We start from the raw sequence: 19,083 nt of genomic DNA on the forward strand, positions 1-19,083 counted from the left end.
GTCTTCGATTCGTTACACGTCGAGAACGAGTCGCTCCCGTGGAATTTCCTCTTGGGTCTTCGAATCGTAGACCGCCCAGAACTCCGGATCGACATCGAGCTGCCGTGCACAAGCACGGCACCAGAGGTGATTATTCGTCGGTTCCCAGGTCGTGTGGCCGTTCGGACAGCGATACCGCCACTTCTGGGACTGCTTCGCGATCTTCACTTTTACAACTGGCATGCAAGTGGTCGTACCACTGGACTAGTAATGAACGATCCCCGACAGCGTACTGAAAGTGAAAGTATTCTTTAAATGTAGTGGTTCGAAAAGAAGATGAGCGAGAAATTCCCTACAGATAAATTTTCAGTATATGATGAGTCATATTGACACATTTCAGACCTCATTCTGCGAATAAGAGTATAGTAAGCTACTATGTTCTCTAGTGGGATGGATACTTATGAGCGGTTCTTCCAATATTTGGATTTTCAATATTAAGAGGTCAAATTGGCATCGGTGTGTTAATGGACCAGAAAATTCAGACTATCACGACCCTCGATTTGTTGGAAACCCTTGTCAAGGGGTTCGGCCCAACTCCAAAGTAGCGGTGACGCAACTTGCGCCAGGAGATATTATACTAGCTCGCCGAACAGGGGGGACAACCAAAGGAGTGAAAGGTATCTGGGAGTATCAGGATCGAGCTGAAATCAGTAACAAACCTAATATGACCCCCTGGGGAGATACTGAGTATCAGTGGATTCTCTACTGCGACGCTATTCAGCGTGAATTAGAAAATCCATTTGAAGAAGATTGGGAAAAAATCACCGACTTACTCGGCCTTAGTTCAGTAAATAAGGCTACCGGAAAGATTCAAGGAGCAGTTACTCGAGTCGACAAAGATTTGGCGAGCTATTATCTCGAAAACCTGATCCAGTACGAGGGAATTGATGAAAAGGCACGAAATCGGCTCGAAGATATACTTGAGGAGCAAGACCTTTCTTCACAAAGGAGTGCAAGTATACAACCGCCAAATAACCAAACTGACGGAGGTGAAAGAGGCAAAATCAAACAACTACTTGATGATGAGTCGACGACAACGACGGCACCATACTATTGGGTGAATCAGAGTAATAACCCAGAAGAAATCGAAGAAGGGTATCTCAGAGCTTCCCGTACGGATTTCCCGAATTACGATCTCCAGAAGCTCAATGAGGGCGATATCGTCTTCAACTATACTGAGGGGATGATTATCGGCTATTCGGAAGTAACTCGACCGGCATATCTGGTGGAAGCGGAGAACGAGGAGAAGCGCCGGGTCGACGTTGAGGTCACGCGTTTCGACGATCCAATTCAGTTCGTCGATGTGTATCCATATCTATGGCGAGAAGATGTCCGACTGGATAAGTACTATCCAGTCAATCGAGCTGGTGTCAACCAGCAATATCTATTCAATTTGAGTAAGAAAGCGGGAGACTACCTTCTAAAAAAAGGAACCCAAAATGAAATCAACAAGACGAACGTAAATCGACTTCAGCAACGGACTGAACTCCCACAAATCAGCGTTTCACTACCTAATACGCTCTACTTCCAAGAGAAAGAGCGATCTCGGATTCGGTATCAAATCAATGCAGCCCTCAACGCTGGAAAACACATCATCTTTACTGGACCACCTGGAACGGGAAAGAGCCGAATTGCCAAGGAGGTGGCTCGAGTTGCTGACAACGAAGACTCCGTAGACGGCTATACGTTCACGACGGCGACAGCAGAGTGGAGTTCCTTCGATACGATCGGTGGCTATTCGCCCTCGAACTCCGACGGCGAACTCGAATTTGATCCACGATTGTTTCTCCAATGCTTCCGAGACGAGGACGATACGGTCCGAAATCGGTGGCTCATCATCGACGAGCTGAACAGAGCGAATATCGACAAAGCACTGGGCCCTCTCTTCTCTGTTCTGTCCCAAGATTCGGTTGATCTCCCGTTCGAACGGGACAGTCGCGTTCGAATCGACTGGGTCGAATCTGACGCAGATGACTTACCGACGATTGCTCGTGATCGAGATCGTTTCCCGGTAACACCGGCATGGCGGATGATTGGAACGATGAACACGTTCGACAAAACGTCACTGTACGATCTCTCGTTTGCGTTTATGCGGAGGTTCAGCTTCATCCATGTTGGTGTTCCTATCCTCGAAGGTGCTGACGGGATCGTCTCCAACGAGTTCCTTGATCCAGACGAAGCTCGGAACTATGCGACCGTCTGGCAGAAGCAGCGACCGCATCTACAGGAAACGATCGACGATTATCATGAGGAGCTGGCGCTCATCTGGTCGATCATCAACGAATATCGATCCCTCGGTCCTGCCATCATTCTGGATATGATCGAACAGCTCGCTGTGTTTGAAGGGGACAGTCGTGAAGCAGCACTCTCCTCTACGATGATAAACCTCGTCTTCCCACAACTCGAAGGAATGCGACAGGATGATCAGAAGAGCCTCCTCGAAGATCTCGAAGAAGGAGGCCAAGTCCAGACTGGTTCGAGCACAGAAACCGTCGATCTGTCTCTAGATCTCCCATACCTTCGCCAGAAGGCTCGTGACCTGTATGGACTGGATATCGACGTATACGATGGTGACTGAGTGAGATGTCGAAATCGTCCCGGTCCACTCTGAAGTCGCACGTCACCGAAGAGTTGATCACTTATCTCGGATCCGGCGTGTTGAACACCGATCAATATGCGGAGACCATCGACTATTCAGGGCTGAATATCCAAGATTTCGACCAGCTAAAGAAGTTGCATTTCGTCCTCTATGAGGATGTAGTCCGATATATTGAGGAAATCCCCGAGCACCTTCGCCGTATCAAGACAGTCACGAACCAACAGGAAGAGACCGTCTATGGAGAGGTGAGGGGATCGGTTAACTGGAAAATGACGACTCAACAGCGGGCGTCGACCGGATATAACGACCCTAGTTTGTTCGTCGTGAATAGCTCCGAAGTAGAATACGATATCCCAGAAAATCGTGTCGTCAAGAAATTCCTCGCTGCGGTCGCCGAGCCGCTCACGAATGACATCGAAGCGATCGACCAGGAGTGGCGAAACATGTGGGACGATCGCGATATCATCGAGCTACAGCAAATATTAGCGCACAATATCTACCTCGATGCGTTGCCTTCTCCAGAGGAGATCCATCTTTCTGACCGTGATCTAACTGCGGCTCGACGATCTCGACACCAACTCTATACGGAAAGCCATCGCCTCTATCAGCTCTATGTCGATCTCATGAACGACCGGTTCGATCTCCATCCAGTTCGAGAGCTACTCTCTAAAACGATTGTCGCACCGACGAAGAACCACAAACTCTTCGAGTTGTTCTGTATATTTGGTGTAATTCGCCAGATACAGAAGCGATATCCGAGTTTAGAGCTTCGACGGATCGAACCGGGTATGGAAACGATCGCTCTACTCGAAGGGCCGGATTATCGAATCGAGGTATACTACGATCAGAACGGGCCGCTGAAATTCTTCGAATCATATCCCACGTTGGAGGAGATTGAAGGACGAGACGTCCCGATGATGATGAAACGACACGCGAAGGCTCTTGAATCCCAAGAGCAAGCGATCGATGATTTTCTCTCAAAAAGTAGTCGACACAGCTTCTACAGTGGTCGTCCAGATTTCGTAGTCCTCGCGTACAAAAAACCAAATGAGGAGTCAGGGAACGACGAAGAGTCTCTAACCGACGTCATCATCGGTGAAGTAAAATATACGAGATCGGAAACGACGTTCTCTCAAGGTCTACGTGAGGTACTGGAGTATCTGTATTTTGCTCGGGAAGCGGATCAATACCTGTTCAACAACCTCTCCCAAGAATGTAGAATATCTGGCCTTCTCTGTACGGACGGCGTTTCTACGGAGACACAATCCAGTCAGTCCGTTACCCATCTAACGACAGAAGATCTGTCTGAACTATTCTGACCCCACAGACCACGACGTCTTCGCAACCACTGGCAGCTCGTCCGTATCTAGTATCTCCGCGATCTCCACAGGCGTCACGCTCCCCTGCCGCTCGGCTTTCTCCATCAGCTCGACGAACGCACCGTTCGGGACGGCAGCAGTATCACCTCGCATCTGGAGATAGAACTCGGCGGCGCGATCGAGCGCCTTGCTCTTTGTCTTCTCGCCGGTCGCCTCGAGGAGATACTCAATCCGTCGTTCCCGCGTGTCGGTCATTCGGAGACGCATATTTTTGCACACGTCCTCCCGAAACCTAGTTTTATCGGGTAATTGGAACAGTGATCGTTTATAAAGAGGTCCCAGAATCACTTGATCCGTCTCGTCGAGTCGAGTTCGCTCCGATCGCGACCAGCCCGTTTTGCACACGGCAGTCCGAGTAAACGTGTGCAATTTTGCGGATTCGTTTCTCGCCTTCTACAACCCCACGGGAAATCTTGTTTTGTCAATCTTCAACCTTCTCCAGAAGATCCTCAATCTGTTCTGTCATTCCCTCTATCTGGCGAGTGATTTTCTCACGTGAAGATTCCCGCGAAATATCTCCCACGACTTGTTCAATTGCTTTGAGTAGTAGCCGATCAGTAAAACCAGCAGCGAATGCCGCAAGCAGGGCAAACTCTATGTTTCCTCTGAATATATTTGACCATTGAATGAACAATTGGAGAAGTGGAGCCGCAAACCCTCCCCACAAGATGCGAGCCTCCATTACTGTATCAACTAGATATTGACTCTGTATCTGTGGTGTTATATTTAGCTCTAATTCGAAAGCTCCTAGAGTAGAGGCAATACTAACAATTGAGCCAACTATTCCGAGAGGAACTGAAATAAGAATTAACAGAGCATATGGAATTGGAATGTGGAGAATACCAATCCAAGTACACAATGAGGGTATGAATTTTACTGGACCACACAGAGAAACAATTGAGAGAGGGACAATAAAAAATAAACAAACAACAATAACTAATAGACGGTTGATCCTCTTATAAAGCCTCAATAGTGTGACAACTTCCTCCGTGTTTGATACATACGAGTTGTGAACGGCTATAGCAGCCGATTTCACATCGCTAACGCTAAGATTTTCTTTTGTAGATCCTTCTTCTCGGAGAAGAGAACGGACGTGTTTTCGCGTGTTCTCATTTTGAATGTTATCAGAGTATTCGTAATAGAAATCAGCCAACTCTTTTAATCGGTTACGCTCTTTAGATGCACCGGCTCTTTTATCTGCAGTATCAAGCGCAGGTGCAATATCAATAACTTCTCGATTAGCTGCATAAAAATGTTGCAAAGCCTCACTGTATCGCCCTTTTTTTGCGGATGTTTCTGCTAGACTGAGGCTCTCTCTACCAGATTGAATTTCCTCCCTTACCAAAGGATTCTGTTCCCATTCTGATTTATTTACTTCATATCTCGGCTGTCTGATTGAGTCAAAAATGTGTTTCATACTGTCTCTAAACTGACCTCTTTTAATCGTTGACTTCACTTCGTCAAGTTGCTCTCTAAAAATACGACTCTTCGAAAATGGCCCACTTTTATAACTATTTCCCTCTCTTTTTATTTTTAATTGTCTCTCATAGGCATCAAAATCGTCTTGTTGGAGCTGAATTTCTCCCATAATATCATCGCGTACTGACTTAATTTGTAATAGTTTCTCTGCCTCATACTGGTGCTTGCTAGATTTTGGTCTCATTTTCACCCCTAAGGCCATCATTGAAAAGCCAGTGAAAAGCAGGTAGATAGCGAACAGTTGAAAGAATTGTATTTGAATACTAGAGTTGACTATAGGTAAAAAGATTAATCGAAGAGCAACAGCAAGGAGCGCAAATGCAAATCCAAAGGAAATAACACCGCTGACAGTAAGTGGAACACGTGTTGACAATATCACATTTCCGAGTTCATATCCTGCAGCGATCCGTGAAGCTCCAATCAAAATCGCCCAAGCCGCCAAGTATGGTGACAACAATACTAGCGGTGGGTTTCCAATAGCATAGCCTAAGATAATAATTGCGAATATGCCCCCCAGTAATCCCTCGGCTGCAAGCCACCACTCATGAATTGAAACACCTTCACTCGCAGAATACAATATATTGATCGAATCTACAAGTAGGTAAATGCCAATAATAAGCTTGACAATAGCAAACACACTTATTGCTGATCTGAGTGAACTGATGGGAGAAAGAATGAATATAACCAAGACAATCCCAAATATTAAGGCAATTGAACCTCGAATTATGTGATAGATCCATCGGTTTTGAACACGCTGCTTAACTAAATCAGTCATATCACGGATAGCTTCTTCATTTATATTTTCAAAATGTGTATTATCGAAATTCGTTTCTCGTGATTGTGTGTTTTGGAGATTCACCGAGGAAAGATTAGCACCTTGAAAATCAGCGTATGAAATATTTGTTCCTTGCATATCCAACCCTTCTAAATCTGCACCTTGAAAATCAGCATGTATCAAACTGCAATCTCTAAAATCAATCTCATCTTTAAGTTCCACATGGCGAAGATAAGCTCCATCAAGCCGTATCGGATGGGTACTTTGTTCTTTTCTCCATTCTTTTTGAAGAAGCTCGATTGGTTTCTGATCTACTTTCGCGTGCCATATACATCTTGACGATGTGTCTCCTTTTGACCAAGTTGGTCGCCAACAACACCATCCTCCATGACCGACAGGGAGTTTCTCAGATTCAATTTTGTAGTTACATTTGCTGAATGTAGGTCTTTCTGTCATACTCGTTCTTGACCCATGCACAACACTCAGGCTATTATATATTCATTATTCATGAGGGTAGAGCTCCCCATTTACAATATTCATCAACCAGTTGGAACGAATCAAATGACCGTAGTATTGGCATTTCTATGCCCCCCTTTGACCCTCATTTTTGGAACCAACGATCATGATCCCCATCGTGTTTGAATGCATCTCCGCTAAGCTAATTCTGTGTTGGCCTTCTCAATTCCGCTGCGGCGAGTGAATCACAGCCGTATCCTCTCCTTCCTTCCCCGTCCAAAGGACGTCATCACCTCCTTCGATCCCAAGTTCCTCGACGACATCCGAAGGAACCGTGATCTGGATACAACCGTCGCCCTGCTGTGCTTTCCGCGTGTCTGCGAACTGCCGTTGAATTCCCATAGCAACTCTGCTCCACCTGCGAACCGTCTTTGGCTTAAAGATTGAGGCTCTACGAAGTAGCTCCCTGGTATTCCATCAGATAATACCAAGAAAATTATCTTTTAACACGGAGGTACTTGAAAGGTCCACATCGACCGGATACGCCGGTCGTGTGAGTAACTCATGACACGGGAAAACGGGCACCAGCGCCCAGTAACCTCCTTTTCGGAGAAACGGACTCGGTGGACAGACTGGAAAAACTACCAAGGTCAGAACGACGGCCATTCGGAATCATCTCAAACGACTGACGGAGATGGCCGATGAGACGGTTGAGCGTTCTCCTGATCGTCCTGCTCGCGACGTCGACGTTGATCGGTGCCGTTGGCGCGACCGGCAACGCGGCGATCAACTACGATGCCGGGCCCAACCCGTACATCGAAGAGCAGACGCTCACCGTCGCGACGCACAACATGAGCACGATGGGGCCCCTCGACTACTCCAACGACGATGGAGAGGTCACAACGCTCCCGGCTCACCTGAACAGCTCCGTGAAAAACCAGTTCTCCGTTCGCTTCGACAAAGTCAGCGACGACGCCTTTACGCAGTTCCCCCGCGACACGAACAAGTCCGCCGTCCTCGATCAGGGCGACTGGACCACGTCGGGGCTGACCGTCAGCGAAGCGAACACGGACGTCGAGGGGATCAACTTCGCCGGGACGAACGGGACGGCGACGTACTCGGATCTCGATCTCGACGACGCCAACAAGCGCGTGCTGCTCGCCGTCGGTACCATCAACTCCATCGACGCGGGCGCGAGCGTGGAGATCCGCGCGGTCGACGCGGACGGCGACTATAAAGCCGTGACGTGGAACGAAACCGGATCGGGGATCGTCACGCAGCAGAAGCTCGCCGACGCGACGCTCCAGGGCTCCGGCGACGGTCAACTCGACACGGTGACGAAGATTGTCGTCGCGACCGTCAACGGCGACGCCGACGTCTCGCTCGTCGGGCTCGACGCCGAACGCAAGAGCAAGCTCGTTCTCGGCACGACGTGGATGGACGAGGACGACGATGGGTCGAAGGAATCCGTCACGCGCTACGAGAGCGACGGCGGCGCGGTCGATCTCACCACGCTCGACAGCATGGGCGCCTGGACGGACGACGCGATGATCCACGATCTGGAGATCCACGGCGTGATCTACGCGGCGGCAGACGTCGCGAGCGACGACGTCAGCGCCAACTTCAGCGACGCGGATAACTTCGCGAGCTACCCGACGAAACTCGACGATCGAGTTCGACTCAAAGTCCCGGTCGCGATCGATCTCACGCACAGCGGGCTGGCGCTGAACGCCGAACAGAAGTACGTGAATCAGCGCTACGTGGGCGTCAAACTCGTTGAAGGCGTTTCTGACGACACGAAGCTCTCGAACGTCTCACAGAACAAATTCTCGGACGTGACGAGCAAGTACAACGCGATCGGCGAAACCCACGAGCTCGACGCGACCATCTCGCCGGGGACGGGCTACGTCTTCCACGCGACGATCTTGCTCCAGTCCGACGACGTCCGCAAGTTGAAGGACGTCAGCAGTTCGAACGCGGCGGGCGGACCGGTCGGCTCGTCGGGCGGGATCCTCAGCTCGATCTGGACGTGGATCGGGACGATCGCCGCGAGCGTCTTCGGCTTCTTCAAATTGAGAGCACGAGGAAACTAAGATGGGTCGCTGGATCAAGAAGTTGAACAACATCGCGGCGGTCGACGGCGGGACGCTGGAAAACGTCGTTCCGAAGGCGCTGCTGCTTCCGGTGATCGCGCTGTTCTACAGCATCGCGGACGTGATCGGCGCCTTCGCCGACGTCCCGATCGCGATCTTCCAGGGCTTCTCGGAGAGTGCGAAGCTGCTGATCTCCGGGTTCTTGCAATCGCCCGGGAAGATCCTCACCGCAGGCGCTCAACAAAGCGCGTACACCCTCCAAAATGGCGTGTGGGCGCAGTTCGGGCCGTTGACTTACGTCCTCGCTGTGGCGGTCGTCGTCGGCTCAGCATTGATCGTCGCACGATACACCGCCGAAGAGGAGACGGGCAACCTGATTCCCGGGATTCCGTTCGACGTCCCGATCATCGGCAACGACGAGGACGACTGAGCATGATCGGGAGCGACCACACGGCGCATCCTCGTCGGTGGCAGCAGTTACGGGGGTAACATGCCGCCGAAGATCATCAACCAGGGTTCAGACCGGACGCTGATGGACTCACTGACGTCTTCCAATGGCACGTCGATCCGGCTCGATCGCCTCGCGGCGTTGCTCTTGGGGATCATCGCGACCGCCTTCGGCGAAGGTGTCGCGAACTTCGTCGAGGGCGTGTTCGACGCGTTCCTAATCTCGCCCATAGAGGGCGTCGCGGACTTCATCACGTCGGTGTTCCTGTCGATACGGGTCGGCTTCAACTCCGTCAGCTCCACCGTCTGGACGACGTACCGCTCGTTTCTCGCGAATTTCGGGCCCTTCGCCTATCTCGTCGCGGTGCTGCTCATGATCGCGATCGCGTTCCTGCTCGTCAAGGGGAGGGATTGGAGTGGGTGACGGGCTCGTCGAGCTCGCCAGCCAGATCAAAGAGGCGGGCGGGCCTCGGAAATGGGTCTTCGGTCGGATCACCGAGTTCGTGATCGGCGCCGCAGTCGGCACGACGGTCGGCGTCGCTGATCTGCTCAACAGCTCGATCGATTCCGTGACGAGCGCTCTGGACTACACCGGGACGTCAGCGACGGACGCCTTCGATACCGTTGGACAGACGCTACTCACCCTCAACGCGCAGGCCTTCAACGTCGTTTCAGACACGGCAAAACTGGTCGGTCCCTTCGGGCCACTGGTTTTGGTCTTCGTGGCGGTCGTGCTCGCCGCGCTGATCTGGCGAGCCGGGCGCGCGTTCATGGCGGACGTCCCGATCCTCTCGGCGATTCAAACCTTCATGGATGGGAAATAATGGCGGGCTCACTCTCACTCCGCGAGCTCGTTGCTCACCCGTTCACGCTGGCGACGACCATCACGGGCGTCGCCGGTGGACTGCTCCATCTTCCGCTGGTGGCGTCGCTATGGACGGCGCTCGTCGCGCAGTCGGGAACGCTGTTCGGCGGCGTCTCGATCTTCGCGTTCACGATCGCGCCGGAGACGTATCCACAGGTTGCGACGTGGCTCCAGCCCGTCGCGATCGTCCTCGGGGCTCTGTATGGCGGCTCGAAGCTGTATCGCGCACTGAAAAACATCGTCAACGACGTAAAATGACACACAGACACCACAGAACGACGGAAACCGGAGAATCGACGCGGAACAAACCACGCGAGCGCGGTCCCTTCGGGACGGCGTGCACACGCCGGAGGGAGCCATGAGCTTCCTGGGTAACGCGATCGGTGCGAGCATGCTCGGCGGGTATCTCGCCTACATCGTCGGCTTTCTCGCCGTCTTCCTGCTCGCCTACTGGACGTTCGACGAGCGAGATCAAACCGAGACGTGGGGCGACACGATCGAACGGGTCGGCGAGCGCTCGACGAGCGCCACCGGCGGGCTGATCGGTGCGGCGGGCTCGCTGACGGTCGTCCTGATCGCGCTCGTTTCGACGATCGGCACGCAGCTAACCGAGTCGGGCATGCGGATCGTCGAGTTGATCTCGACGGATCCAGTCCTCTCGGGCGGCGTCGCGACCGGCCTGACCGGCGTTTTCAACAACGCGGGGATCGTGTCGCTCTCGACGGTGCAACTGCTCGGAATCGTCGCCGTCTTCCTGATCGCTGGCACGATCTGGCGGGAGCGGGTGCAAACATGAAGATCGAGCCCGACACGCCAGCGGATCGCGTCGAGAAGATCTGGACGACGCACGACGCCGTCGACGACACGCTCGTCGAGCGGCTCCGGACGACCCTGGATGACGAGCAACTCCGGGGCGAGCTGCTCGCAACCGTCGTTAGCGGGCTCATGGTGCTGATATTCGGCGCGGTCGGCTATCAATCGGCGCTCGACGGCAAGCTCGTCGGCGTTGCGCTCGCCTTCGGGGGAGTGGGGATACTGCTCCGCTACGTCCATCATGGGGCGACACGGCTGCGCTGTGCGACGGATTACGATTACGAGTGTCCGAAGTGTCGCGAGGAATCGAAGCGCTGGTACACGGCGCCGACGCTCCCGGCTATCGACGAGGACGAGCCTGCGACGAGCACGGGCGATCCACTGCGGGAGGTCGTCTAAATGCGGGTCAGCAGCGGCGTCTGTCGGACGCTCATGGTCCTGCTGATCGTGTCGTCCCTGTGTGGGAGCGCGGTCGTCGTCGCGACGGACGGCGCTGCTGACACACAGAAGAACGCGACGAACTACGGGCTTGACGAATTACGCTCTGGCGGGACCAACATCGCAGGCGCCGCGCCGTCGCTCCGTTGGCTCGGGAGTGACGCCGCCGTCTACGTCGATCGTCCGTATTCGAATCCGCTCAAGAGCTCCGGAGACGAAGACTGGCGCGTCGAGAAGTTACTCCGTTCGGGCGAAACTGTGCATACCAACGAGCTCCGGCTCCACTACCAAGGCCAGCGCAGCGCTACGGAACGGACCTACACGCTCGTCGTCGTTTACTGGCGCTCCGGAACCCACGAAGTCGCACAGAACGGGACGACCGTCACGGAGCCCGCCGCCGTCAATCAAACCGTCGAGCACAAGGAGATCACCTTTTCCAGCGGGTTCGACACGGCGAGCGTCGACCTTCGCGGCCACTACGACCACCCGGTCCATGTGACGATGTGGGTCCAGGGACACGGCGATACGGCCCGCTGGACGTTCACCCACAAATCGCTCGCGACGGCGCAGACGGTGACGACGCAGACCGCCGGGGAACGGCTGTGGTGGCTCGTGAAGAACTACGCGATCTGGATCATTCTCTTCGGGCTCGTCGGCGCAGCGGGCTCGCTGTGGGCCGTGAAACGCGCCGGACGCGGACCGGGCTTAGGGCTCGGTACGTGGGCGTTCCTGATCGCACTCGTCAGCTTCGGGGCAGTCATGTGGAACTACAACGGCGTCGCGTCGCTGTTCGTGAAAGGCCCGAAGATCCTCGCGCTCGTCACGGTCGCGCTGCTGACGATCCCGTGGGTCGAGAGCCAGGAGGACCGGCTCCAGAAGATCCTGTTTGTGCGTCCGGTTGTGACGGACGCCGTCAGCGCGTCGGGCGACGCGGCGAAAGACGCCGTCTACCTCGAATTGGCGGAACACACGGTCGCGGAGCTCGCCGACGGGACGCTCTCGATCGTGAAAGCCGGGCCGCTCAAGTTCCTAGCGCGGGTTCTCGGTGGTTCCGCACCACTCCAAGGTGCGCGCGATATGGCGAAGACGGAGGTCCGGGCGGACGGCTCGACGAAACACGATCGGGTCGTGTGGGTCGATCCGGACGTCGAGGAGATCGTCGACTACGCGCCGGAATCGATCGCGCTCCGGAAACCGTCCTCGACGATGCTCCAGGTCGGCGGCGTCGCACTCGGATTGCTGATCGTCAATCACGGCTGGCTCCACGTCGGACCGTTATCGTGGCTCGCGTGGGTCGGGTTAGGGATCGTCGGGCTGTCGTGTTTCCGCGTTCGGAGCGGTCACGCGAAAGTCGAGCCCGCGAGTGCCCACCAACGGAGTGCCCACGTCACGACGATGCTCGTCAGCAAGGAGATGGACGACGCGGCGACGCTCGACGACGCTCGCAAGGAGACGTACAAGGAGCGCGCAAAGAGCTCGAAAGACGTCGAGGAAGTCGTCGAACTCCGGGACGACACGCTGCTGAAGGAGATGCTCGGCCTGGATATCGGTGCGGCGATCAAGGGAGACGACAGCGCCGACAGCGGGCCCGCCACGGGCTCGGGAGCGCCGTCCGATGACTGAAGTAATCCACGGCATGGGTCAGGTCCTCGACGCCGTCAACGCCGCGACTGGCGCCGACGGCGAGGACATTCCAGCGGAGCCGGATAGCTATCGCCCGGCGCTGATCAAACTCACCAACGATATCGAGCAACTCCAGGGCGAGCTCTACGCCGGATTCGACGCCCGCGAGGACGTCCTCGACTGGCTCCAACGCCTTGCAATTCGGACGTTAGGAGAGCTCCCACAACGCGTCTTTTGGGAATTCGCACGCCAGTTCGTGCTGGACGTCCGCGATGATCAACGACAGGGCGTCCTGCTCGCAGCGCTGCTAACGCCGGTCGCTCGCGAACGCGAGATGGATGACGACGTCGTCGACGAGCTTCGCGAGCGCTTCGTCGCGACGCAACTCCGTCCGGCGTACCATCGGGCGTTCCGCGAACTCCGGAAGGACGCGACGGAGTACATCGACGATGGGGATGACGACGACGCCCACGCTCCGGCTCGCCAGCGCCATCCTGCCATGCGGCCTGGGCTCGCAGAACTGGAGCAGTGGCAACAGACGGCGCTCGCACAACTTCTCGACGGCTTTGCGGATACGCAGGCGATCCTCGCGTGGGGGCGCTACGTCGAGTTGGCGACGTGGGGAGAGCTGGATGAGATCGAGCCGCCGGAGTGGATCCGCGTGGCGCGCTCGACGGCGGCCTCGACGAAGACGGAACGCGATCTCGTCGAGCGCTGCGTCACCGAACGGACGACGCGGGCGCTACTGCTTGCCGGTGACGACGGCGCCGCTGCACGGGAACTTTTTGCGGCAGTCCATCTGCTCCCGGCCATGAATCGTGGAGTTCGTGTGCTCGCCGGACGCGCTGGCGAGGTCGCGGACGCCGAACGAGAACGACAGACACCGACACAGCTATGAGTTCAACGAATATCCAAGAGCGACTATCTCAGTCTACCCGAACGAGCACGGACGCGCGGGATAAATCGCGCGCACTCGCACAGTTCGACGACCCTCGTCGAAACACCCAACAGGCGACGGGCGACACCCGCCGCCACACCGATGCCGACAGCATGCGGCGGTACTTCGGACTCGCGCCATGGGATCGGAGTGCGTTCTCGTTCCCGACGGTGATCCCGAACTACATGGAAAAGTCGTGGGATCCGCCATCGGACGAGAAAGCGGGCGGAACCGACGTCCTCGCGACCGGCAAGCCCGGCACGGGGAAATCGACGCTCGCGTGCTATCTCGCGCTTCGCGATATCGAAGCGAACGGGAGCACGGTCGTCTGGCGTGGCTCGTCGAGCCGAAGCGAATGGCTCGCGCTCGCGCCTTGGACGCGGCTATGTCTACCAGCTGGCGTCCCGATCACGGCACGGCTCGTCAGCAAGGATCCGACACAGACTGCGGTCGAACTCGACGTCGCTGATCTGGAGGAAATCGTCCGCGAGGTCGTCCGCTATCGCGATCCGCTGGAACTCAATCAGGATGTCCTCAAACCGGCGCAGATCAACGTCGTCTACCCGGATCCGAAGATGCGCGGCTGTCAGGAGATCTACGAGGAGAGCGACGAGAAGACGTACGACACGCCGAACGATCGCGGCCTGTTCGCGCCGGAGGATCCGGCGGGCCACTGGTGGTTTGCGTGGGTGCTCGCTCGCGTCGAGCACGGCCCGCACCACTGGACGACGTGGACCGCCGACGAGATCGGCGATATCGCGCCACAGTCAGCGCAGAAGGACGCCTTCGCGACGTACCAGAAGATCGAGCTCCTGAAAGACGTGTGGGTCGACGCACGCAAGTTCGGGCTGACGATCAACGCCTTCGGGCACGGCGAGACGGACATCCACCAGATGATCCGGCACAAACTCCGTTGGCGGATTCAGATGCCGGGCCAAGCGAATCCGACGAAGGCGAGCGACGTCGTCGGGTTCCGGACGGTTCCGATGAACACGGACATAACGAGCCGGATGTCGGTGGGAGAGGCGCTGATGTACACGGAAACGAACTTCGAGCCGTTCGCGTGGCGGGACATGCCGACGCCGCACGACTACAAGCTGATGATCAAGGTGGGACGATGACGTTCTGCGAGTTTTTCAAAAAAGAGCGGCGAAAATCGAGATGGGACGGTCCAGATGGAATCGTCGAAGATCGGCGAACTACGCACGCGCGCGTATCGGATTGGCTCGGTAGGGTCCCCCCGGGAGGACAAGCATGAGCGGCGGAAAATCGCGGCGACGTTCGACGGCGGCACTCGTCGCGATCCTGTTACTCGTCGGCAGCGTCCTGGCGCCGATCGCGACGGCGAGCAGCTCGACGTCGAGCGACGGGACGCTCGTTACACTTCCGTCGAGTAACGTCGTCGATCAGCGCGCTAACGTGAGTAGCACGGCGATCGATCGCTCGTCGTTCATGGCGTCGCAGTATGCGTCGACAACGGAGGTCGATCTTTACGACGGCTCGCAGGTTCGAGATGGGAACGGTAAGCCAATCGTCGATCAGGACGAGATGGTGATTCGGATCCGCGACGACGTCCACCACGCCGGTCGCGACGTCGCGATTCCGCGTAGCATGATTTTGCGCGAATACGGACGGATCCCGGAGCGCGTCTACGGGCGTGACAGCGGCGAGCGCTGGAGCGCGAAGGTCAGGCGTGCGGGCTCGCTGCTGGTGTTTCACGTCCCTCACTTCTCGACGAATACGATCACGTTCTCCGGGAAAGTGACGATCGCGGGGAATCCGGCGAGTAACGGGAGCAGCTATAGCTATGATATTGCGAACAACAATTCGGTCGATAATTTCACCGTTCAGGTGACGGGGCATACTCACGATGAATGGGATAACGAAAGTGGAACTGCGATACCGGGTTCCTCAAAAGCGATTTCGGTCGGCGGGACGCAATCACCAACACAAACGACACTGTCAGTCACGGGCCAAACAAACTCAACGTCGTCGTTTGGTGGCGGCAGTGGATCAAGTCCGCTCGTCAGTTCGTCGGTGTCCGGCTCGGAATGGTTGGTGAAGAATCCTCCCGAGTCGATTGATTCGGCCACGGTGCAAATCGCCAGCGGAAGTAACCGAACGATGAACGTCTATGTCGATGTTGGGGTAAATCCCGACGCGAACGAGCATAGTGGAGTCCTGGTCGCGCAGGACTGGTCTGCGCCGACTGCCGGGACATACACGATTGGGTTCGGCCAGTCGTTCGACACGTCCGGCGTGTCGTCTGTGTCGATTGGGTTCAAGCGCACAGGTGGGAGCGGTACCACAGCGATTGACTCCGAATATAAAAACTCCACCCCACCGTGGAGCAACGACGGATCTGGATCGGACTATCGCGGGAATATCTCCCTCAACGATCAGGTGCGAAATCTCTCCGTGACGAGCGACACGGGAACGATGGTTTCGTTTGGCAATCTCTCGGAGGGAAAAACGGTGACGAAAGACTTCTCAGTCTCGCGTTCAACGTTGTCACTCTCTTTTGATTCGTTGGGGGGATCGATGGATTGGACATTCCACAAAAAGGAGCATACCGAGACGCAAGATCCGGCTGTGGAGGTCAACGGCCACACGTCGAGCTATCCCGGTGTGCTCGCAGACGGAGAAACGGCGACGCTCTCGGCGGATCCGAGTTGGCTGATCAATGGGACAAACCGGGTGAATGTCTCGGTAGCCTCGCCAGCAGCGGGCCCAACCGGGCAAGTCGTCCTCGACTATCACCATCGAGCGACGGACCAGCAAACGACCGAGTACGCCAGCGAGAAGTGGACGGAACGCTACAACATCTCGCATACCTACGTCAGCGCCCGCTCGGATCTCGATATCGAGATCCCGTTTCAGTCGAACGTGGTCCGGATCCGTGACGTCGAGGTCCGACGCAACGGCTCGACATGGAGCCAACCAGAGTGGCATTTCCACGACGGGAGCCTGCATGTCAATCCCGATGACGTGGCGGCGCAGACGACGATTGATCTCCGGGTAAACGGCTCGAAAGTCGCGGTCGAGAACGGCGCGATCGAGGTCCTAAAGCCGACGGCACCGGGCGACGCGCTCGACAGCAAAATCAAGATCACCGAACACGATTCAGGCTTTGCGATCAACGTCGGTGGAACGGCGGACGGAAAGCGCCTACATTATCTCACGAACGAGAGCTGGCAGGGCGCGGCGCCGTACACCGAACACCTCGCGAGCGGCGAGCAGTGGATCTATACGCCGAATGCCGGGGATGGATCGACCGCCCGGGTGAAGACGCTCCCGCTGCGCGTCGAGCCGACAGGTGACGTCCAAATCGAAGTGGCGGATCCAGAAACGCCCGCGTTCCACGTTCGGTCGGGTGATACGCCCAACGAGGACGTCACGTTCCGTTGGCTGGACGCGACGACAGGCGAGGACTACGTCCTCTATTCGACGTCCGACGACGTCGTCCGAGACGATCAGATCGCCAGCGACGGGCCGGTCGCGCTGATCGACGACGACGGCGAAGAGACGCTGAAGATCATGCAGGATACGAGTGGCGGATCAGGCTCCGTCAGCGGTGGCTCGACGGGTGCCGGTGGTGGCGGCGTGATCGCGAGCTCGTCGAGTAGCCTGCTGAACAGCGTTCCGGTGATCATGGGTGCGGGCGCGCTCTTGATCGGTGGCGCGGCGCTGCTGCTCGCGCGTCGATTCAAAAAGCAGATCTACGTGTTGGGCGGGACCGCCGCGATCGCGCTCGTCGTGATCGTCCTCGCCGGAGAGTCGTTCAGTCCGGGCGTAATCCTGGAACCGATCGCGACCAACGTCGGGAAGGTCATGCCGGTCGTGCTGCTGATCGTCACGGGAACCGGCGCATACTGGTTCTACACCAAGTACATCCGGGGCTACACGACGATCGTGCAACTGCCGGGAGGGAAACAGCTGAAATGAGTCTCGCACCGCTGCTGATCGGCGACGTCGTTCGATTCATCCTCGACACGATCGGCGCGGCGGGCGTCCCTGTCGCGCTCGTCGTGACGCTCGTCAGCGTCGCCTACTACAGTCGGCACGCGCTCGCGGCGGGAGCGCTCTTTGGGAGTTTGATCAGGATCGCGTCGGTCGCGTCGGTCGTGATCGCCGTGCTGCTCGCGACCAACGTCGTCGACGTCAACTTCGACGCGGCAGTCACGCTCGTCGACGGGATCCGATCGCTCGTCAGCGCTCTCACGCTGGTGTGATGATACTCGTGACGCTGGTGCTCGGCGTGAATTGGTTGCTGTATTCATGGCCGAGTCGCGGGGATCGACATCCGTTCGAAAAGTAGTCCCGGAGAGGAGTCAGGCAGCCAACTTCACGTGAATGTCGAACTCGTCGTAGTTGACGACCGGCCGCTTCGATCTCCCTTCCTGCACGAACTCGATGACATTGAGCTCTGCCAGCTCGTTCAGGTTCCGGCTGACGTCCTTGATATCTCGATCGACCAGCCGCGCCGCTTCGCGCATACTCGAGGGTTCCTGCTGACGAATCGTGCGGAGGAGTTCGAGGTTCTTGTCGCTGAACAGTCGCTGGAGGTCCGTCTCGTCTTGGAGACTCAACACGTGGCGGTGTTCCGGCTCTTCTCCTCGTTCCATCGCTTCGATTGCGTCCAGCGTCTCCTCGTGGAAGTCGTCGGTCGATTCGATCTGTATGTGTAGTGTTGCGCTCATATCCTTGCCTTTGTCGCGTGTTGATTAGCGGTACTCGTTGACTTCGCGGACGAACCGTCGATACAGGTCGGCCATGCCCGGGAAGTCGATGATTTCGACTTCATCCCCCGTATGTCGTTCGTGGCCTTTTGATGTTTCATGCGCGTTGTCGAAGCGGACGATGGTTTCGCCGTCGAGCGTCCCGAAGTGGAGTCGGTATTTCCACCCGCAGGGATATTGAGGGTGGTTCGGGGCGTCTCGAATGAGGATGGATTCAACGTAGCCGTCGAATTCTCGTGTCCGACGCATTTCCAGGTCATCATCTGCCATCTCCGTTTGTTGGTATGCAGCCCATCATAATAAGATGTTGGGGTGAATGCCAACATTCATTCTCCTCATGCCGTTGTTCATCGACACACTCGCCAAGTTGCTCGCACGATTCGCTGACGAACCGCATGCAT

At 56.2% G+C, this 19,083-nt stretch carries 21 protein-coding genes; 15 read left to right on the forward strand and 6 right to left on the reverse strand.

Annotated features, from left to right (window positions below):
• Positions 1 to 12 precede the first annotated feature (12 nt).
• Positions 13 to 222, reverse strand: coding sequence for a hypothetical protein (locus tag NKF26_RS12055; protein ID WP_253234368.1), 210 nt, complete (start codon positions 220 to 222; stop codon positions 13 to 15).
• Between the two features lie 364 nt (positions 223 to 586).
• Between NKF26_RS12055 and NKF26_RS12060 the strand changes: the two genes are divergently transcribed.
• Complete coding sequence (locus NKF26_RS12060) at positions 587 to 2,617, forward strand: AAA family ATPase (protein WP_253234369.1); 2,031 nt, start codon at positions 587 to 589, stop codon at positions 2,615 to 2,617.
• Between the two features lie 5 nt (positions 2,618 to 2,622).
• Positions 2,623 to 3,957 carry a hypothetical protein gene (locus tag NKF26_RS12065; protein ID WP_253234370.1) on the forward strand — a complete coding sequence of 445 codons (1,335 nt, stop codon included), beginning with the start codon at positions 2,623 to 2,625 and terminating at the stop codon, positions 3,955 to 3,957.
• Here NKF26_RS12065 and NKF26_RS12070 read toward each other — a convergent pair.
• The 3 genes from NKF26_RS12070 to NKF26_RS12080 form a co-directional block, all read right to left on the reverse strand.
• Positions 3,949 to 4,212, reverse strand: a complete 264-nt coding sequence (locus NKF26_RS12070) for a hypothetical protein (protein ID WP_253234371.1) — start codon at positions 4,210 to 4,212, stop codon at positions 3,949 to 3,951. The two genes, NKF26_RS12065 and NKF26_RS12070, sit on opposite strands and share 9 nt — an antisense overlap.
• Before the next feature lie 226 nt (positions 4,213 to 4,438).
• The gene (locus NKF26_RS12075) at positions 4,439 to 6,727 is read right to left on the reverse strand and encodes a pentapeptide repeat-containing protein (RefSeq protein WP_253234372.1); all 2,289 of its coding nucleotides are present in this window, start codon (positions 6,725 to 6,727) and stop codon (positions 4,439 to 4,441) included.
• A gap of 222 nt (positions 6,728 to 6,949) precedes the next feature.
• Positions 6,950 to 7,129: an AbrB/MazE/SpoVT family DNA-binding domain-containing protein gene (locus NKF26_RS12080; RefSeq protein ID WP_253234373.1), complete on the reverse strand. Its 180-nt coding sequence runs from the start codon at positions 7,127 to 7,129 to the stop codon at positions 6,950 to 6,952.
• A 299-nt stretch (positions 7,130 to 7,428) separates the two neighbouring features.
• Between NKF26_RS12080 and NKF26_RS12085 the strand changes: the two genes are divergently transcribed.
• The 13 genes from NKF26_RS12085 (at position 7,429) to NKF26_RS12145 (ending at position 18,175) form a co-directional block, all read left to right on the forward strand.
• The gene (locus tag NKF26_RS12085) at positions 7,429 to 8,820 is read left to right on the forward strand and encodes a hypothetical protein (protein ID WP_253234374.1); all 1,392 of its coding nucleotides are present in this window, start codon (positions 7,429 to 7,431) and stop codon (positions 8,818 to 8,820) included.
• Position 8,821: 1 nt separating this feature from the next.
• Positions 8,822 to 9,250 (forward strand): hypothetical protein, encoded by a 429-nt coding sequence (locus NKF26_RS12090; protein WP_253234375.1) that lies wholly within the window; start codon positions 8,822 to 8,824, stop codon positions 9,248 to 9,250.
• A 60-nt stretch (positions 9,251 to 9,310) separates the two neighbouring features.
• A complete protein-coding gene (locus NKF26_RS12095) occupies positions 9,311 to 9,691 on the forward strand; it encodes a hypothetical protein (protein ID WP_253234376.1) in 381 nt (126 codons plus the stop codon).
• On the forward strand, positions 9,684 to 10,091 hold the full coding sequence (locus NKF26_RS12100; RefSeq protein WP_253234377.1) for a hypothetical protein: 408 nt from the start codon (positions 9,684 to 9,686) through the stop codon (positions 10,089 to 10,091). Before NKF26_RS12095 ends, NKF26_RS12100 begins: the two co-directional genes overlap by 8 nt.
• A complete protein-coding gene (locus NKF26_RS12105) occupies positions 10,091 to 10,390 on the forward strand; it encodes a hypothetical protein (RefSeq protein ID WP_253234378.1) in 300 nt (99 codons plus the stop codon). Before NKF26_RS12100 ends, NKF26_RS12105 begins: the two co-directional genes overlap by 1 nt.
• 100 nt (positions 10,391 to 10,490) lie before the next feature.
• Positions 10,491 to 10,928, forward strand: coding sequence for a hypothetical protein (locus tag NKF26_RS12110; protein ID WP_253234379.1), 438 nt, complete (start codon positions 10,491 to 10,493; stop codon positions 10,926 to 10,928).
• A complete protein-coding gene (locus NKF26_RS12115) occupies positions 10,925 to 11,344 on the forward strand; it encodes a DUF3575 domain-containing protein (protein ID WP_253234380.1) in 420 nt (139 codons plus the stop codon). Before NKF26_RS12110 ends, NKF26_RS12115 begins: the two co-directional genes overlap by 4 nt.
• Positions 11,345 to 13,006 carry a hypothetical protein gene (locus NKF26_RS12120; RefSeq protein WP_253234381.1) on the forward strand — a complete coding sequence of 554 codons (1,662 nt, stop codon included), beginning with the start codon at positions 11,345 to 11,347 and terminating at the stop codon, positions 13,004 to 13,006.
• Positions 12,999 to 13,904, forward strand: coding sequence for a hypothetical protein (locus tag NKF26_RS12125; protein WP_253234382.1), 906 nt, complete (start codon positions 12,999 to 13,001; stop codon positions 13,902 to 13,904). The genes NKF26_RS12120 and NKF26_RS12125 overlap by 8 nt, the downstream gene beginning before the upstream one ends.
• Positions 13,901 to 15,064, forward strand: a complete 1,164-nt coding sequence (locus NKF26_RS12130) for an ATP-binding protein (RefSeq protein WP_253234383.1) — start codon at positions 13,901 to 13,903, stop codon at positions 15,062 to 15,064. Before NKF26_RS12125 ends, NKF26_RS12130 begins: the two co-directional genes overlap by 4 nt.
• Positions 15,065 to 15,118: 54 nt before the next feature.
• Positions 15,119 to 15,340 carry a hypothetical protein gene (locus NKF26_RS12135; protein WP_253234384.1) on the forward strand — a complete coding sequence of 74 codons (222 nt, stop codon included), beginning with the start codon at positions 15,119 to 15,121 and terminating at the stop codon, positions 15,338 to 15,340.
• 1,144 nt (positions 15,341 to 16,484) lie between these two features.
• On the forward strand, positions 16,485 to 17,888 hold the full coding sequence (locus NKF26_RS12140) for a hypothetical protein (RefSeq protein ID WP_253234385.1): 1,404 nt from the start codon (positions 16,485 to 16,487) through the stop codon (positions 17,886 to 17,888).
• Positions 17,885 to 18,175, forward strand: a complete 291-nt coding sequence (locus tag NKF26_RS12145; RefSeq protein ID WP_253234386.1) for a hypothetical protein — start codon at positions 17,885 to 17,887, stop codon at positions 18,173 to 18,175. The genes NKF26_RS12140 and NKF26_RS12145 overlap by 4 nt, the downstream gene beginning before the upstream one ends.
• 99 nt (positions 18,176 to 18,274) lie before the next feature.
• Here NKF26_RS12145 and NKF26_RS12150 read toward each other — a convergent pair whose 3' ends face one another.
• Entirely contained in the window at positions 18,275 to 18,643 is a 369-nt protein-coding gene (locus NKF26_RS12150; RefSeq protein WP_253234387.1) for a hypothetical protein, read from the reverse strand.
• 24 nt (positions 18,644 to 18,667) lie between these two features.
• On the reverse strand, positions 18,668 to 18,952 hold the full coding sequence (locus NKF26_RS12155; RefSeq protein ID WP_231183485.1) for a DUF6516 family protein: 285 nt from the start codon (positions 18,950 to 18,952) through the stop codon (positions 18,668 to 18,670).
• Between the last annotated feature and the right edge of the window lie 131 nt (positions 18,953 to 19,083).

The organism is Haladaptatus sp. AB618, assembly GCF_024136965.1.
GTDB lineage: Archaea > Halobacteriota > Halobacteria > Halobacteriales > Haladaptataceae > Haladaptatus.

What these genes read in the sequence shown, in the direction of transcription:
- NKF26_RS12105 (WP_253234378.1), top strand. Translation starts at nt 10,091, where the DNA reads ATGGCGGGCTCACTCTCACTCCGCGAGCTCGTTGCTCACCCGTTCACG.
- NKF26_RS12135 (WP_253234384.1), top strand. Translation starts at nt 15,119, where the DNA reads ATGGAATCGTCGAAGATCGGCGAACTACGCACGCGCGCGTATCGGATT.
- NKF26_RS12090 (WP_253234375.1), top strand. Translation starts at nt 8,822, where the DNA reads ATGGGTCGCTGGATCAAGAAGTTGAACAACATCGCGGCGGTCGACGGC.
- NKF26_RS12155 (WP_231183485.1), bottom strand. Translation starts at nt 18,952, where the DNA reads ATGGCAGATGATGACCTGGAAATGCGTCGGACACGAGAATTCGACGGC.
- NKF26_RS12120 (WP_253234381.1), top strand. Translation starts at nt 11,345, where the DNA reads ATGCGGGTCAGCAGCGGCGTCTGTCGGACGCTCATGGTCCTGCTGATC.
- NKF26_RS12125 (WP_253234382.1), top strand. Translation starts at nt 12,999, where the DNA reads ATGACTGAAGTAATCCACGGCATGGGTCAGGTCCTCGACGCCGTCAAC.
- NKF26_RS12095 (WP_253234376.1), top strand. Translation starts at nt 9,311, where the DNA reads ATGCCGCCGAAGATCATCAACCAGGGTTCAGACCGGACGCTGATGGAC.
- NKF26_RS12075 (WP_253234372.1), bottom strand. Translation starts at nt 6,727, where the DNA reads ATGACAGAAAGACCTACATTCAGCAAATGTAACTACAAAATTGAATCT.
- NKF26_RS12115 (WP_253234380.1), top strand. Translation starts at nt 10,925, where the DNA reads ATGAAGATCGAGCCCGACACGCCAGCGGATCGCGTCGAGAAGATCTGG.
- NKF26_RS12070 (WP_253234371.1), bottom strand. Translation starts at nt 4,212, where the DNA reads ATGACCGACACGCGGGAACGACGGATTGAGTATCTCCTCGAGGCGACC.
- NKF26_RS12055 (WP_253234368.1), bottom strand. Translation starts at nt 222, where the DNA reads ATGCCAGTTGTAAAAGTGAAGATCGCGAAGCAGTCCCAGAAGTGGCGG.
- NKF26_RS12110 (WP_253234379.1), top strand. Translation starts at nt 10,491, where the DNA reads ATGAGCTTCCTGGGTAACGCGATCGGTGCGAGCATGCTCGGCGGGTAT.
- NKF26_RS12140 (WP_253234385.1), top strand. Translation starts at nt 16,485, where the DNA reads ATGGATTGGACATTCCACAAAAAGGAGCATACCGAGACGCAAGATCCG.
- NKF26_RS12080 (WP_253234373.1), bottom strand. Translation starts at nt 7,129, where the DNA reads ATGGGAATTCAACGGCAGTTCGCAGACACGCGGAAAGCACAGCAGGGC.
- NKF26_RS12085 (WP_253234374.1), top strand. Translation starts at nt 7,429, where the DNA reads ATGAGACGGTTGAGCGTTCTCCTGATCGTCCTGCTCGCGACGTCGACG.
- NKF26_RS12065 (WP_253234370.1), top strand. Translation starts at nt 2,623, where the DNA reads ATGTCGAAATCGTCCCGGTCCACTCTGAAGTCGCACGTCACCGAAGAG.
- NKF26_RS12145 (WP_253234386.1), top strand. Translation starts at nt 17,885, where the DNA reads ATGAGTCTCGCACCGCTGCTGATCGGCGACGTCGTTCGATTCATCCTC.
- NKF26_RS12130 (WP_253234383.1), top strand. Translation starts at nt 13,901, where the DNA reads ATGAGTTCAACGAATATCCAAGAGCGACTATCTCAGTCTACCCGAACG.
- NKF26_RS12150 (WP_253234387.1), bottom strand. Translation starts at nt 18,643, where the DNA reads ATGAGCGCAACACTACACATACAGATCGAATCGACCGACGACTTCCAC.